This is a genomic window from Caballeronia sp. ATUFL_M2_KS44 (assembly GCF_023630965.1).
In the GTDB taxonomy this organism is placed as follows: Bacteria; Pseudomonadota; Gammaproteobacteria; order Burkholderiales; family Burkholderiaceae; genus Caballeronia; species Caballeronia concitans.
The window spans coordinates 324,817-339,287 of record NZ_JALQEA010000057.1 but is presented as its reverse complement, the minus strand read 5'-3'; the positions used below and the strand labels follow the sequence as shown (position 1 = coordinate 339,287).

The following is a 14,471-nucleotide window of genomic DNA, read 5'->3' as shown; positions in this document are numbered from 1 at the left end:
CGCCATGCGCGCGATCATCATCGACGACGATTTCGATGCTTGGCGCCGTGCCGCGCTCGATGCGTTGTCGCAAGGGCTCGCGCCCGAATCCATCGACTGGCGCACGCGGCAAAGCGAAGCGCCGGCGCTTTTCGAAGCCGACGCCGACGCCGCCACGCCGCGCGCCGATGCGCCCCAAGTCCGCGTTTCCCGCGACCTCGCCGCGCTCTTGAAAGACGCCGCGCATTTTCGCGACGTGCATCGCTGGGGCTTTCTCTACCGCGTGCTGTGGCGATGGACGCACGGCGACCGCTCCGTCGCGTCTCCCGCCGATGAAGACGGCGCGCGTCTCTACAAGATGGCGAAGGCGGTGCGGCGCGCGCAGCACGACATGATCGCCTATGTGCGATTCCGTCAGCGCGACGCGTCGCTCGGGGCGCCCGAATATGTCGCGTGGTACGAGCCGGATCACGACGTGCTCGCGTGGGGCGCGGAGCATTTCGCGGCGCGCATGGGCCGCTCGACGTGGCTCATCACCACGCCCGACGGCGCGGCCATGTGGAACGGCGAGCGTCTGGAGATCGAGCGGCGGCGCGCTCATGCATCCGCTCATGCATCAGAGTCGCCCGACGCCGCCGAAGACCTCTGGATGACGTACTACCGCAGCATCTTCAATCCGGCGCGTCTGAACGAATCCGCGCTCGAACAGAACATGCCGGTGCGTTTCTGGAAAGGCTTGCCCGAAGGCGCATTGATTCCGCAAATGCTGAGCGATGCGCGCGGCGGCGCACGGCGCGTCGCGCAGGCAAGAACGGTCGGCGCGCTCGGCGGCAAGACGGTGCAGGTCGAGGCGGAAGCCGCGCAGCCGGAACGCGACGCGCCGACCTCGCTCGATACATGCCGCCGCTGCGATCTATGGCGCAACGCGACGCAAGCGGTGCACGGCGCGGGGCCGTCGGATGCGCGCATCATGCTGCTCGGCGAGCAGCCCGGCGATCAGGAAGACTTGAAGGGCGAGCCGTTCGTCGGCCCGGCCGGACAATTGCTCGACGACGCCATGCGGCGCGCGGGCGTGCCGCGCGAGCAGGTGTATCTGACCAACGCGGTGAAGCATTTCAAATGGGAGCCGCGCGGCAAGCGGCGTCTGCACAAGACGCCCGCGCAGCAGGAAGTCGAAGCGTGCTCGTACTGGCTCGAACGCGAACTGGACGATACCGCCGCGCGCGTCATCGTCACGCTCGGCGCGACGGCGCTCACCGCGCTGCTCGGCAAGCGCGCGACCTTGCGCGAGCACGTCGGGCGCGTGGTGCCGTTCGGCGACAAGCTGATCGTCGCGACGTATCACCCGTCGTATGCATTGCGGCAAATGGACGAGACCGCGCGCGCAAAGACCGTCGCCGATATCACCGATGCGCTCGCGAAGGCGCATCAACTAAGCGCGACTTAAAACGCCGCGCGCACCACGCCGCCATCCGCGCGCAACGCCGCGCCGTTCGTCGCCGACGACAACTCCGAGCACACGTACACGACCATGTTCGCGATTTCCTCGGGCAGGATGAAGCGCTTGAGCAGCGAACTCGGCCGCGCGTCGGCGAAGAACGACTTCTCGACTTCCTCGAAGCTCTTGCCGCCCGAGAGTTTGTCGACGAACTCGGTGACGCCTTCCGAGCGCGTCGGCCCGGGCAGCACCGCGTTGACCGTCACGCCGGTGCCCGCGCACGTTTCCGCGAGGCCGCGCGAAAGCGACAGTTGCGCGGTTTTCGTCAGGCCATAGTGAATCATCTCGACGGGAATCTGGATGCCGCTTTCGCTGCTGATGAACACCACGCGGCCCCAGTTCTTCGCCTTCATTTTCGGCAGATACGCGCGCGACAGCCGCACGCCCGACATCACGTTGGCATTGAAGAAACGCAGCCAGTCGTCGTCGGAAATCTCTTCGAAGGGCTTCGGCTCGAAGATGCCCATATTGTTCACGAGAATATCGACGTCCGGAAAGCGCTGCACGAGCGCGTCGACTTGCGCGGCGTCCGAGACGTCGCCCGCGAAGCCTTCGGCCTGCGCGTTCGGCACGAGCTGGCGCAGCTTGTCGAGCGCGGCATCGACGGATGATTGCGAACGGCCGTTGACGATCACGCGCGCGCCTTCACGCGCGAGCGCCACCGCGATGGCGTGACCGATTCCCTTCGTCGATCCGGAAACGAACGCGAGCTTGTTGGCGATTTTCAGGTCCATGTCGGGTTCCTTTGAGTGGCGGTTGGGCAACCGGTGAATGGTAGCCACGCGCGCGCAATCGTGCTTGAACGCGGGCTCCTTGCGCGCGTAACTTCGCGACATAAATGTTCGATGGCGTCGTCGGAAGGCATCGTCCATAGTTGCGCCTGCGTGATCGACACAACGAAAGAAAGCATCGCGCGCCGACCCACTCTCGAGCCGCCATCATGTCCATCCAGATCCGCTTTCCTTCGTTCGATTCCATCATCAAGCACGCGCGCCACGCCGCCATTGCCGGCGTGATGACGAGCAGCGCGCTGTTCGCCGGCTGCGCGCAAGCGGGCGAATATCAGCCCGCGCCGGCCGTCGCGACCGCCGCCGCCGCGCGGCCCGACGTCATCTACGTGTATGCGTTCCAAAGCAGCGCAGGCGATGTGAAGCTCGACGAACACGGCATCGCGTCGAAGCTGAAGGCGTCGATGTCCGGCGAATCGCAGGCGCAGCAACAGTCGATGGAAGCCGTCGAAGCGCGCGAGGAAGTGGCCAACGAGATCGTCGCGAAGCTGCAGTCGATGGGCCTGCGAGCGGTCCGCGCCGACGTCCCGCCGCCCGCCAACCAGAACGTGCTCGTCGTGGAAGGCAGCATCAATACGATCGACGCGGGCAATCGCCGCCGCCGCGTGCTGATCGGTCTCGGCGCGGGCGAAAGCAAGGTCGGCGCGACGGTGCAGCTCGTCTACAAGCCGGCGCACGGCGTGCCGCAACTCATCGAACAGTTCGACGCCACCGGCGACAGCGGCCACGCGCCGGGCGTCGCGGAGACGGCGGGCGTCGGCGCGGTGGTGGGGCATGCGGCGAGTTCGCTCGTCGTTTCGGGCGGGCTGCACGCGGTATCGGAGACGAAGCGCGCGGGGGTATCGTCGGATGAAAAGCGTCTCGGCGAGGCGATCGCGACCCAAATCCGCAAGACGGGCGAGGCGCAAGGCTGGATGCCCGCGAACGGCTGATCCGCGCGCGAAAATCGACCGATCGTCCTAAAGAATGCCGGGTGCGCGCCGATAAGACGCAAACGCAAACAAGCATCTTCGCAATCCGGCACTCATGCACGGCATCTATAACTTCTGGCTCGTCGCGGCGTCGCTCGTCGTGGCGACGCTCGCCTCATACACCGCGCTCGACATCTCGGGCCGCCTCGCGGCGCTCTCCGCCTCGCGCATGCGCCATGTGTGGCTCGCGGGCGGCGCGGCGTCGATGGGCACCGGCATCTGGTCGATGCACTTCATCGGCGTGCTCGCCTTCTCGCTGCCGATTCCGCTCGGCTACGACCTGCGCATCACGGCGGCGTCGCTCGTGGTCGCGATACTCGTCTCGTTCTTCGCGCTCTCGGTCATCAATCGCGCGCAACTGACGTTCGCGCGGCTCGCGGCGAGCAGCGTGCTGATGGGCGCGGGCATCGCGACAATGCACTACATGGGCGACGCCGCCATGCGCATGCAACCGGCCATCGTCTACGATCCGCTGCTGTTCGCCGCTTCCGTGGCGATCGCGGTGGTGGCGTCGGGCGCGGCAATGTGGATCGCACGCGCGCTGTCCGATGCGAGCCAGGCGAACCTGACGACGAAGCGCATTGCATCGGCGTTCGTGATGGGCATCGCGATCACCGGCATGCATTACACGGGCAATGTGGCCGCGAACTTTCCGCTCGGCGCGATATGCGGCGCGGCCAACGATGTCGACGTGCACTGGCTCGCCACGACCGTCACGCTATTTACATTCGGAATCCTGATTATCACGCTCGTGCTGTCGCGTCTCGATACGCACAACGCGATGCTCGCGGGATCGGTCACGCGCCTGCATGGACAGATCGTCCACATGGCGACGTTCGACACGCTCACGGAATTGCCGAACCGCAGCACGATGACGGAGCGCATCGAGCGCGCGGTGAGACACGCGACGCAGAGCGGCACGCGCTTCGCGATTCTCTTCATGGACCTGGACGGCTTCAAGACCATCAACGATTCGCTCGGCCACTCGACCGGCGACGAAGTGCTGAAAGCGTTTGCGCGACGCCTGCTGCAATGCGTGCGTGGCGGCGATACCGTCGCGCGGCTCGGCGGCGACGAGTTCGTCGTGATGCTCGAAAACATGAACGCGCACTCCGATGCCGAGCGCCTCGCCGAACGCATTCTCGATGCGACGAAGAAAGGGCTCGTCGTGGGCGCGCATCCGTTGCAGGTGACGCCGAGTATCGGCATTGCGCTTTTCCCCGACGATGGCGAAAGCGTCGAGGCGCTGCTCAAGCACGCGGATGTCGCGATGTACGAAGCGAAGCGCGGCGGCCGCAGCACGTATCGCTTTTTCGAGGCGAGCATGAACGAAGCGGCGGTGCGCACGCTGCAGATTCAGCAGGCGTTGCATGAAGCGTTGAGCGCGGGCTATTTCTTCCTGTTGTTTCAGCCGAAGTTTCGCGGCGATGGCGAGCTTGCCGGCGCTGAGGCGCTCATACGGCTCGATCATCCGCAGATCGGCTTGTTGACGCCGCTCGAATTCATCCCGATTGCGGAGCGCTCGGGACAGATCGTCGAGATCGGCTATTGGGTCGTGCGCGAGACATGCCGGCAGATCACGCGATGGCGCGAAGCGGGACGTCCGCCGGTGAAGGTGGCGATCAATCTATCGCCGCGGCAGATGAACGAGACGGATCTCGTCGCGCGCGTGATGGACATTCTGCGCGAGGAGCATGTCGCGAGCGAGCGTCTCATGTTCGAGATCACCGAGACGGTGGCGATGCAGGACGCGCCGCGCACCATCGAAATGATTCGCGCGTTTCAGGACAATGGCTTTGAGATTGCCATCGACGATTTCGGCACGGGCTATTCGAGTCTCGCTTATTTGCAGCGCTTTCGTGCGAAGCAGTTGAAGATCGACCGCTTCTTCACGAACGGACTCGATGAGAACGGACAGGAAGGGCGCGCGATCGTATCGGCGATCATTGCGCTTGCTCACTCGCTCGATATGGATGTGGTCGCGGAAGGCGTCGAAACGAAATCGCAGCAAGACAGGCTGCGCGATCTCATGTGCGATGAGATGCAGGGGTTCCTGCTGGCGAAGCCGCTCTCGGCTCAGGCGTTCGAGGCGTTGCTGGAGACGGGGGCGGTGGTTTGAGGGGTCTAAAGTGTATTCGGGACCGCTTGTTGCTGTTTGCATCCGCAAACATCCCCACAACCGGAGCCCGTTCATGCCGACTTATCGCAAAGCACCGCTGGCCGCCATCGCTTTGTCCGTTGCAGCGCTCGTCACCTTGCCCGCCGTGCCTGCGCAAGCGCAGGACACCGCTGCTTCCACGCCCAAGCAAGTGAGAAAAGCCGAGCGCAAGGCCGCACGCGCGAAGAAGAACGCGGAGTTGAAAGACCTCGAAAAGAACGGCTACAACCCGTCCGGCGAACAGACCGACTATCCGAGCAACCTGCAAAACGCGCAGAAGCGCGTCAACGCGGAAAAAGCCGGGCAACCCGCGCCGGCATCGGCTCCCTGATTCACGTAACGGCGGCGTTCACGCCGCCATCGACTCATCGTCAAGCGGCATCGGCCAGCCGCACGCCTGCATTGTGCGGCGTGACGTTGCGCAGCATCGGCGAGCGCACGCCCGGCACGTTCTCCATTCCGAACACAGGCCGCGCAAGATAGAAGCCCTGCGCGAAGACATGCGGCCATTGCGCGAGCCACTGCGCTTGCGCGGGCGTCTCGACACCTTCGACCACGACCTTCACCTTGAGCCGCGCGAGCAGCGCGAGCACGGACGAGAACACGGTGCACGCGTTCGGGCAACGCGGCGCTTCAGCGAGCAGTTCCTTCGCGATCTTCACCGTGCCGAAGTTGATCGGTCCCAATGCGGCGAGACACGCGAAGCCGGTACCGAAGTCGTCCATCGCCACGTTCACGCCGCGGCTGCGCAAACGTTGCACAGCCTTCGAGATGCAGGGGAAACGCGCGAGATCCTGATTCTCGGAGAGTTCTATCTCGATGAGTTCGGGGGCGACGCCATGCGCATCGCACACGGTCTGAAGACGTTCGCTGAAGCCTTCCGACGATGCGATCGAAGGCGGCACATTGATCGCCACCGGATAGCACGCGCCGCTCGCCTGCAACGTGGCGATATCGTGCGATACCGCGTTCATCACGAAGTCCGTCAGTTCGGCGATGACCTCTTCGTCTTCGAGCGCTTCGTAAAAGCTGCCCGGCAATAGCACTCCGAACTCCGGATGACGCCAGCGAATGAGCGCTTCCATCTGAGCAAGCTCGCTGGTATCGACACGGTAGATACCCTGATAGGCGACGCGAAACTCATCGGTTCTTAGGCCCTGAAGCACGCGACGCTTCAGCGCGTAACCGGCATTCGGCGCGGCGCTCATCACGCGCGAACGGAGTGTTGTTGCATTCATGCTGTGCCGCCCTCAAACGATGGACCATCCGTTCAAATGCATGAGCCATGCCCGAATGAGACGTTTTGTAGAGCGATACAGCGGAGCGCCGGGAAAACCCTGAATGATGCATCGTTGCAGTGCACGATGCATGACTAAGGACTGTTTCAGAAGCGATAACCAGCTCATCGACTGCGGTAAAGGCAGGGGTTTGTCCGATGCGTCCGGTAAAGAGCGCTGCGGGCGTGAACGATCGTACAAAAACGCTTTGAAGTTTCTGCTGATCTTTTCTGGAACTTTTGTAATACGGACTATTGAAAGAGCACTCGCGTTCTATCAGACGATAGCCGCTTCCGCCACCGGACGCATGCGTTCGAGTGCGCTGCCGTCCTCGCGAAAAAGATGCACGTGACGAATGCTGAAGCCCACATTGAGCCGCTGACCTTCCACCGCGGGCGACTCGCCGGAACCCTTCACGTTAATGACGAGATCGTTCGGCAAGCGAATATGCAGGAGCGTCTCGCCGCCGAGATGTTCGATGACCATGACTTCGCCTGTGAGTCCACTGTCGATATCGCCGCCGCCCGATTCGATGAAATGCTCGGGACGTATGCCGAGCGTGAGGGTTTCCCCGGCCTTCACCGACGCGCCCGCGAACGGCAGCGTCAACGGTTCTCCACCCGGCAGTTCGATGGTCACGCCCGCGCCGTCGGCACGCAGCACACGTACATCCAGGAAGTTCATCTTCGGCGAGCCGATGAATCCCGCGACGAAGCGATTGTGCGGTGTGCGATACAACTCGAGCGGCGATCCGATCTGTTCCACGCGCCCATGATTCATCACCACGATGCGATCGGCCATGGTCATGGCTTCGGTCTGATCGTGCGTGACGTAGATCATCGTTGCGTTGAGCTGCTTGTGAAGCTTGATGAGTTCGAGGCGCATCTGCACGCGCAATGCGGCGTCGAGATTGGATAACGGTTCGTCGAACAAAAAGACCTTCGGTTCGCGCACGATCGATCGCCCGATCGCCACACGCTGCCGCTGCCCGCCCGACAACGCGCGCGGACGCCGCTCCAGCAGTTGCCCGATCTGCAGGATTTCCGCCGCGCGCTTCACGCGTTCCTTGATCTGCGCTTCGGGCAGCTTCAGCATGCGCAACCCGAACGCGATGTTCTCGTACACCGACATGTGCGGATAGAGCGCATACGACTGAAACACCATGGCGACGCCGCGCTGCGATGGTTCGAGGTCCGTGACGTCTTCGCCGCCGATCAGCACTTGTCCGGAGTCGCATTGCTCGAGGCCCGCGATGCTGCGAAGCAAGGTGGATTTGCCGCATCCCGACGGACCGACGAAGACCATGAACTCACGGTCGGCCACTTCGATATCCACGCCCTTCAGCACATCGACGCCGCCGAAAGACTTGCGAATCTGCTGCAAATGGACTGCGCTCATGCGTGTCTCCATCCAGAGCTGCGTGTCATGGCTGCATTGCGAAGGAGGATCGCAGTGCAGCATGGATTGCTTCGTCGATATTGTTCTTGACAACCCGTTCGGGGCCAAATATACAATTGTAAAACCGAAATTACAAGTGAAACGCAGCGGCTAGAAGGCCTGCATTTCGCGCTGCCACGCAAGAAGGGACGCACGACACGAACGTATCCGCTCAAGAAGATAGAAAGGAGACAAGGCATGAAAAAGCGCATCACGCAGGGCAGACATTTCGGTCCGATGAAGCACATTGCAATCATCACGCTATGGGCGGCAAGCGCGGCGTTCGCTGCATCGAATGCGCAGGCCTGGACGCTCAAGGAAGCGGCGCAACCGTATGCGGGCACCACCATCAAGGCTATATTTCTCGACCGTCCGGGATACAAGGCCGCACAAACCCTGATTCCTCAGTTCGAGAAGGAAACCGGCATCAAGGTGCGCTGGGAGGTGATTCCCTACGAGAACACGCGCGAGAAGGAAGTGCTGAACTTCGTCGGCGGCGGGGACCAGGACGTGGTGCTGGTGGACGTCGTGTGGATCGGCGAATTCGCGAGCAACAAGTGGCTCGTGCCTATCAAGAAGTTCACGGACGACCCGAAGCTCGCGGACCCGAATCTCAATCTGAAGGGCTTTTTCCCGATACTGCTCGACTCCTTCGGCACATGGGACAAGGTCACGTATGGCCTGCCGTTCGATAACTACTCGGGCCTCATGTTCTACAACAAGTGCATGTTGAAGGACGCGGGTTTCGACGAGCCGCCGAAGACCTGGGACGAACTGCTCAACACGTATGCGCCGAAGCTCACCAAGGGCGACAAGTTCGCGTTCGCGCTGCAATCGCGGCGTGGCGAAACGCAATCGGCGGACAGCTTCATGCGCGTGCTGTGGCCCAACGGCGGATCGCTGCTCGACGCGAAGTTCAAATCGAATCTGATGTCTCCGCAATCGCAGGCGGGCCTCGAATATCGGCAGAAGCTGATGAAGTACATGCCGCCGGGTATCGTCGATTTCGACCATGCGGAAGCGGTCAACGCGCTGGCACAAGGGCAGGTCGCGATGATCACCGAATGGTCCGCGTTCTACCCGACGCTCACGGACCCGAGCAAATCGAAGATCGGCAACTGTCTTGCCATCACCACCGAGCCGAAGGGTCCGGCTGGCCTCAAACCTGCGCTCGGCGGCTTCTCGCTCGCGGTCAACGCGAAGTCGAATGCGAAGAAGCAGGCGGCCTCGTGGCTCTTCATTCAGTGGATCACGTCCGAAGCCATGGCGAAGCCTTATCTCGAAGCGGGCGGCGTGCCGGCGCGCACGGCGGTGTATCAGGACAAGGCCGTGCAGGACAAGTATCCGTTCGTGAAGCCGATGGTCGAATCGTGGCAAGGCGGCGTGCCGGATTATCGTCCGCGCTTCCCCGAATGGCCGGCGGTCTCCGAGGTCATCGGCGAATGGGGCAGCAAGATGATGCTCGGTCAGGTCACGGTGAAGGAAGGCGCGCAGACCATCGGCCAGAAGACCGAGGACATCCTGAAGAAAGCGGGCTACTACGACGGCAAGAAGCCCTTGCTGAAGTAAGCGCGAACTGGCGGCACACAACACGGAACCGGAGGCGATTCGATGGCGAACGGCACTGTATCCGCGACACAGTCGAGGGGGCCGCGCAAGCATGCGCGTCGCTTCGGCATATGGCCGCGCTCGCCCGCCTTCTGGTTCCTGTTCCCCGCGATCTTCGCGCTCGCGGTCATCGGCATCTATCCGCTGCTGCTCGCGCTGTATAACTCGTTTCATCAGTACAAGCTGGCGGACCTCGCATCGGGCACGCCGTTCGTCGGCTTCGACAATTACATGGCGACGCTCTCGGACCCATCGTTCTGGGGCGCGCTAGGCCGCACTGCGTTGTTTCTTTGCTTGACGCTGCCTATCGAAGTCGCGCTCGGTCTATTCGCCGCGCTGATGCTGCATCGCACGGACTTGCGCATCATGCGTGCAGCCGCGCGCGTGAGTCTCGTGATTCCGATGGCGACGACCTACGCAGTCGTCGGCCTGATCGGACGGCTCATCTTCAATCGGCAGTTCGGCGTGGCGAATTACCTGACCGGTCTCGTTGGCTTACCGCCGCAAGACTGGCTTGCCGATCCCACGCTCGCGTTCGTCTCCGTGATGATCATGGATATCTGGCAATGGACGCCGTTCTGCGCGCTCATCATGCTGGCGGGTCTTTCCATGGTGCCGAAGGAAGCGGAAGAGGCCGCGCGCCTCGAAACGCCGAAGTGGACCATGATCCTGTGGCACTTGCAGCGGCCTTATCTTTTGCCCGGCCTGACCGCGATTCTCATTCTCCGTTCCGCCGACATGCTCAAGATGTTCGACGCCGTCTTCACGATGACGCGCGGCGGTCCCGGCACCGCAACCGAGTTCATCAGCGTCTATATCCAGCGCGTGGGATTCCGTCTCTTCGATCAGGGCATGGCGTCCGCGCAAGCCATCATCCTGCTGATTCTCACTATCGTGTTGTCGCGTCTTTATATTCGCTTCGTTTATCGGGAGGCCGCGTGAGCACATCCGTATCGCCCGTCGCGAATGGCGGCGTTGCAGGGCGCGGCAAGCGTGCGCGCGCGGCACGCCGGCGCGCGACCGTATGGCACTTTCTTGGACTCGTGGTCGTGTTCCTGTCGTCCGTGTTTCCGTTCTACTGGATGGTCACGACGAGTCTCAAGAGCCAGGCGGATGCGCTGGCGTATCCGCCCAAATGGATCTTCAGTCCGACGTTTCATCACTATTCCGCTGCGCTTTTCGAGCATGACGTGGCAGGCAGTCTGATCAACTCGCTCATCATCGCGAGTTCGACAACCGTGCTCGCCATCCTGCTCGGCACGCCTGCCGCGTATGCACTCGCGCGCTATGAGTTTCGCGGCAAGGAAGACCTGTGGTTCTGGTTCATCTCGAACCGCATGGTGAGTCCTGTCGTGCTTGCCGTGCCGTTCTTTCTGATTGCAACGAAGCTCGATCTCGTCGATACGCATATCGTCCTCATTCTGCTTTACCTCACGTTCTCGCTGCCCATCGTCGTATGGATCTGCACGGACCAGTTCCGCAACATTCCCGTCGAACTGGATGAAGCCGCGCGTCTCGATGGTGCATCGCCGTGGCGCGTGTTCTGGCGCATCAATCTGCCGCTCGCGATGCCGGGCATCGTCGTATCCGCGATCTTCGCGTTCATCTTCTCGTGGAACGATCTGCTTTATGCGCTCGTGCTCACGCGCACCGACGCCATTACGTCGCCGGTTGCCGCGACGAGCTACATGAGCGGCTATGAGTTGCCGTGGGGCGAGATCATGGCGACAGGCACGCTCATCGTCCTGCCGATGGTGGTGTTCGCGCTGCTCGTATCGGGGCGGCTCGTGCAAGGGCTCACGATGGGCGCGGTGAAGTAAGATCGCGCGGCCCTTCATTGCGACGACATAGAGAACATGAGCAAGACAGCACCACCCATCGCCATTGCAGTAACGGACGATTCGATCGACTCGGAAGAGGAATTGCAGGCGCGCGTCGCGTGGCATTACTACGTCGGCAATCTGACGCAACAGGAGATCGCGCAACGCATCGGCAGCAACCGCGTGCGCGTGAACCGGCTGCTTGCCGCGAGCCGCGAGTCCGGCCTCGTGCAGATCACCATCAACAGCAAGATCGCGCCGTGCGTGGCGCTGGAAGAAGCGCTCATGAAGCGCTTCGGGCTCGAAAGCGCCGTGGTCGTGCCGAGCGGCGCGAACACCGAGGCGAACAACGCGGCGCTCGGCATCGGCGCGGCGTCGTACTTCTCGAAGCAGATCGTGGCCGGGCAGACCATCGGCCTCGGCTGGGGCCGCACGATACGCGCGGTCCTGCGCGCGATGCCGCAGCGTTCGTATGGCGCGGTGTCGGCGGTATCGCTGCAAGGCGGGTTGTCACATTGCCCGAGCATCAATACGTTCGATCTCGTGTCGGACTTCGCGGACATCTGCCGCGCCGACGGCTATATCTTCGCCGCGCCGATCTATGTGAGCAGCCAGAAGGCGCGCGATGTGATCCTGCAGGAAGGCACCGTGCGCGAGACTTACGAGCGTGCGCGCAACGCGGACCTTGCGCTGCTGACGTGCGGCGATCTGACGGAGTCGCTCGTGGTGACGTATGGCATCGACAATCCCGAGCAATTGCGCACGCTGCAGAAAGCGGGCGCGGTCGGCGACATGCTCGGGCATTTCATGGATGAAGACGGCGAGTTGATCGATCATCCGCTGAATCGCCGCACGGTGGCGATCACGCTCGACGATCTGCGCAAGATTCGCCGCGTGGTTCTGGTGAGCGGCGGCCCCAAGAAGTTTCATGTGACGCGTGCCGCGTTGCGCGGGCGTTATCCATCGGTGCTCGTGACCGATGAAGACACCGCGCGACGCCTGTGCGAAGAGCGCTGACGAAGCCATGACGACCATCGACAGGAACCGCGAATTCGAAGGCAAGACCGTGCTCGTGACGGGCGCGGGCAAGGGCATCGGTCATGCGACCGTGCATTTGCTGGCGACTCGCGGCGCCCGCGTGATTGCATTGAGCCGCAGCGCCGACGACCTCGCCACGCTTGCAGAAGAGACGGGCTGCGAGACCATTGCAGTCGATCTCGCGGATGCCGACGCGGCACGTCAAGCCGCGCGTTCTGCGCAGCCGGTCGATTTGCTCGTCAATTGCGCGGGGCTCGTCGAGTTGCAGCCGTTTCTCGATACCACCGTCGAAGCCTTCGATCTCACGATGAGCGTGAATGTGCGCGCCGCGATGATCGTCGCTCAGGCGTGTGCGAAGAGCATGATCGAGCGCGGCAAGGGCGGCGCGATCGTGAATGTGTCGAGCTTGTCGGCGACGGTCGGCTTGCCGATGCATGCGTCGTATTGCGCATCGAAGGGCGCGCTCGATGCGATGACGCGCGTGATGGCCGTCGAACTCGGTCCGAACGGCATCCGCGTGAACGCGGTCAATCCCGTGGTCACGATGACGCCGATGGCCGAGAAAGCGTGGAGCGATCCCGCGAAGTCGGGACCGATGCTCGCGCGCATTCCGCTGAACCGCTTCGTGCAGCCGGTGGAAGTGGCGCGTACCATCGCTTATTTGTTGAGCGACGATTCGAGCATGGTGAGCGGCGTGAGCCTTGCCGTCGATGGCGGCTTTCAGGCCGGATGATTCGGATGCCTTAATTAAACTGAAGGAACGACGATGGAAGCACTGGTTCTCGAAGAGGCGCGGCGCATCAGCCTGCGTCCGTTCAGCTTGCCGCAGGTCGTGGGTCCGCGCGATGTGCGCATCCGCATCCATACGGTCGGTATTTGCGGCAGCGACGTTCATTACTATCAGCACGGACGCATCGGGCCGTTCGTCGTGAACGAGCCGATGGTGCTCGGACATGAAGCATCGGGCACGGTCGTCGAAGTGGGCGAGGAAGTCACGCATCTGAAAGCGGGCGATCGCGTGTGCATGGAGCCGGGCGTGCCGGACATGGAGTCGCGTGCGTCGCGCGAAGGCATGTACAACCTCGATCCCAAAGTGCGCTTCTGGGCGACGCCGCCGGTGCATGGATGCCTCGCGCCGTTCGTGGTGCATCCGGCCGCGTTCACGTACAAGCTGCCTGATAACGTGAGCTTCGCGGAGGGCGCGATCGTCGAGCCGCTGTCCATCGGCTTGCAGGCCGCGAAGAAGGCCGCGATCCAGCCGGGCGACGTGGCCGTCGTGCTCGGTGCGGGCACCATCGGCATGATGTGCGCGCTTGCGGCGCTCGCGGGCGGATGCAGCCGCGCGATCGTCTGCGATCTCGTGCAGGAGAAGCTCGATCTGATCGGCGGCGTGCAGGGCGTGACGGCGGTGAACATTCGCGAGCAGCGCGTGCAGGACATCATCGCCGAACTGACGGACGGCTGGGGCGCGAACATCGTGTTCGAAGCGAGCGGCAACGAGAAAGCGTTCGAAGGCATCGTCGATCTCTTGTGTCCGGGCGGATGCATCGTGCTCGTCGGCATGCCGCAACGCGCGATTTCGCTCGATGTCGTCGCGGTGCAGATCAAGGAAGCGCGCATCGAGTCCGTCTTCCGCTATGCAAACATCTTTCCGCGCGCGATCCAGTTGATAGCATCGGGCAAGCTCGATGTAAGGCCCTTCATTTCGCGCACGTTCCCGTTCGCGGAAGGCATCAAGGCGTTCGAGGAAGCGGCGAGCGGCGTGCCGACGGATGTGAAAGTGCAGATCGTGATGGAGTGAGAGCAGAACGACCGGGTTATCGTCATATGGTTCGATGGCGAATCGGCGCGGCGTTTCGCCTGTTCAATAGCGCATTCTGCGCGGCGAATGCCACCG

At 62.7% G+C, this 14,471-nt stretch carries 13 protein-coding genes; 10 read left to right on the top strand and 3 right to left on the bottom strand.

What is annotated here, in order from left to right; genetic code table 11:
- The first annotated feature begins 4 nt into the window (after positions 1–4).
- Positions 5–1,426 (top strand): UdgX family uracil-DNA binding protein, encoded by a 1,422-nt coding sequence (locus NCR39_RS25210; protein ID WP_250454930.1) that lies wholly within the window; start codon positions 5–7, stop codon positions 1,424–1,426.
- Here the strand turns inward: NCR39_RS25210 and NCR39_RS25205 are convergent.
- Positions 1,423–2,211, bottom strand: a complete 789-nt coding sequence (locus NCR39_RS25205; RefSeq protein ID WP_250454929.1) for an SDR family NAD(P)-dependent oxidoreductase — start codon at positions 2,209–2,211, stop codon at positions 1,423–1,425. The genes NCR39_RS25210 and NCR39_RS25205 overlap by 4 nt on opposite strands.
- Before the next feature lie 206 nt (positions 2,212–2,417).
- On the opposite strand from NCR39_RS25205, the gene NCR39_RS25200 reads away from it, so the two are divergent.
- The 3 genes from NCR39_RS25200 (at position 2,418) to NCR39_RS25190 (ending at position 5,725) form a co-directional block, all read left to right on the top strand.
- Positions 2,418–3,197, top strand: a complete 780-nt coding sequence (locus NCR39_RS25200; RefSeq protein ID WP_250454927.1) for a DUF4410 domain-containing protein — start codon at positions 2,418–2,420, stop codon at positions 3,195–3,197.
- 94 nt (positions 3,198–3,291) lie between these two features.
- The gene (locus NCR39_RS25195) at positions 3,292–5,355 is read left to right on the top strand and encodes a putative bifunctional diguanylate cyclase/phosphodiesterase (RefSeq protein WP_250454925.1); all 2,064 of its coding nucleotides are present in this window, start codon (positions 3,292–3,294) and stop codon (positions 5,353–5,355) included.
- Positions 5,356–5,428: 73 nt separating this feature from the next.
- On the top strand, positions 5,429–5,725 hold the full coding sequence (locus NCR39_RS25190) for a DUF4148 domain-containing protein (protein WP_250454922.1): 297 nt from the start codon (positions 5,429–5,431) through the stop codon (positions 5,723–5,725).
- A gap of 40 nt (positions 5,726–5,765) precedes the next feature.
- Here the strand turns inward: NCR39_RS25190 and NCR39_RS25185 are convergent, their stop codons facing one another.
- Both NCR39_RS25185 and NCR39_RS25180 read right to left on the bottom strand, forming a co-directional pair.
- A complete protein-coding gene (locus tag NCR39_RS25185; protein ID WP_250454920.1) occupies positions 5,766–6,632 on the bottom strand; it encodes an EAL domain-containing protein in 867 nt (288 codons plus the stop codon).
- A 315-nt stretch (positions 6,633–6,947) separates the two neighbouring features.
- Positions 6,948–8,069 (bottom strand): ABC transporter ATP-binding protein, encoded by a 1,122-nt coding sequence (locus tag NCR39_RS25180; RefSeq protein ID WP_250454918.1) that lies wholly within the window; start codon positions 8,067–8,069, stop codon positions 6,948–6,950.
- Positions 8,070–8,306: 237 nt separating this feature from the next.
- On the opposite strand from NCR39_RS25180, the gene NCR39_RS25175 reads away from it, so the two are divergent.
- From NCR39_RS25175 to NCR39_RS25150, 6 genes are read left to right on the top strand one after another with little or no spacing between them, the layout of a single operon-like run.
- Positions 8,307–9,677 (top strand): ABC transporter substrate-binding protein, encoded by a 1,371-nt coding sequence (locus NCR39_RS25175; RefSeq protein WP_250454917.1) that lies wholly within the window; start codon positions 8,307–8,309, stop codon positions 9,675–9,677.
- 42 nt (positions 9,678–9,719) lie between these two features.
- Positions 9,720–10,658 carry a carbohydrate ABC transporter permease gene (locus NCR39_RS25170; RefSeq protein WP_250454915.1) on the top strand — a complete coding sequence of 313 codons (939 nt, stop codon included), beginning with the start codon at positions 9,720–9,722 and terminating at the stop codon, positions 10,656–10,658.
- Complete coding sequence (locus NCR39_RS25165) at positions 10,655–11,536, top strand: carbohydrate ABC transporter permease (RefSeq protein ID WP_250454912.1); 882 nt, start codon at positions 10,655–10,657, stop codon at positions 11,534–11,536. Before NCR39_RS25170 ends, NCR39_RS25165 begins: the two co-directional genes overlap by 4 nt.
- A gap of 36 nt (positions 11,537–11,572) precedes the next feature.
- Positions 11,573–12,553, top strand: coding sequence for a sugar-binding transcriptional regulator (locus NCR39_RS25160; RefSeq protein ID WP_250454910.1), 981 nt, complete (start codon positions 11,573–11,575; stop codon positions 12,551–12,553).
- 7 nt (positions 12,554–12,560) lie between these two features.
- Positions 12,561–13,307, top strand: coding sequence for an SDR family oxidoreductase (locus NCR39_RS25155; RefSeq protein ID WP_250454908.1), 747 nt, complete (start codon positions 12,561–12,563; stop codon positions 13,305–13,307).
- Between the two features lie 33 nt (positions 13,308–13,340).
- Positions 13,341–14,375 (top strand): NAD(P)-dependent alcohol dehydrogenase, encoded by a 1,035-nt coding sequence (locus NCR39_RS25150; RefSeq protein ID WP_250454906.1) that lies wholly within the window; start codon positions 13,341–13,343, stop codon positions 14,373–14,375.
- Positions 14,376–14,471 lie beyond the last annotated feature (96 nt).

What these genes read in the sequence shown, in the direction of transcription:
- NCR39_RS25210 (WP_250454930.1), top strand. Translation starts at nt 5, where the DNA reads ATGCGCGCGATCATCATCGACGACGATTTCGATGCTTGGCGCCGTGCC.
- NCR39_RS25205 (WP_250454929.1), bottom strand. Translation starts at nt 2,211, where the DNA reads ATGGACCTGAAAATCGCCAACAAGCTCGCGTTCGTTTCCGGATCGACG.
- NCR39_RS25200 (WP_250454927.1), top strand. Translation starts at nt 2,418, where the DNA reads ATGTCCATCCAGATCCGCTTTCCTTCGTTCGATTCCATCATCAAGCAC.
- NCR39_RS25195 (WP_250454925.1), top strand. Translation starts at nt 3,292, where the DNA reads ATGCACGGCATCTATAACTTCTGGCTCGTCGCGGCGTCGCTCGTCGTG.
- NCR39_RS25190 (WP_250454922.1), top strand. Translation starts at nt 5,429, where the DNA reads ATGCCGACTTATCGCAAAGCACCGCTGGCCGCCATCGCTTTGTCCGTT.
- NCR39_RS25185 (WP_250454920.1), bottom strand. Translation starts at nt 6,632, where the DNA reads ATGAATGCAACAACACTCCGTTCGCGCGTGATGAGCGCCGCGCCGAAT.
- NCR39_RS25180 (WP_250454918.1), bottom strand. Translation starts at nt 8,069, where the DNA reads ATGAGCGCAGTCCATTTGCAGCAGATTCGCAAGTCTTTCGGCGGCGTC.
- NCR39_RS25175 (WP_250454917.1), top strand. Translation starts at nt 8,307, where the DNA reads ATGAAAAAGCGCATCACGCAGGGCAGACATTTCGGTCCGATGAAGCAC.
- NCR39_RS25170 (WP_250454915.1), top strand. Translation starts at nt 9,720, where the DNA reads ATGGCGAACGGCACTGTATCCGCGACACAGTCGAGGGGGCCGCGCAAG.
- NCR39_RS25160 (WP_250454910.1), top strand. Translation starts at nt 11,573, where the DNA reads ATGAGCAAGACAGCACCACCCATCGCCATTGCAGTAACGGACGATTCG.
- NCR39_RS25155 (WP_250454908.1), top strand. Translation starts at nt 12,561, where the DNA reads ATGACGACCATCGACAGGAACCGCGAATTCGAAGGCAAGACCGTGCTC.
- NCR39_RS25150 (WP_250454906.1), top strand. Translation starts at nt 13,341, where the DNA reads ATGGAAGCACTGGTTCTCGAAGAGGCGCGGCGCATCAGCCTGCGTCCG.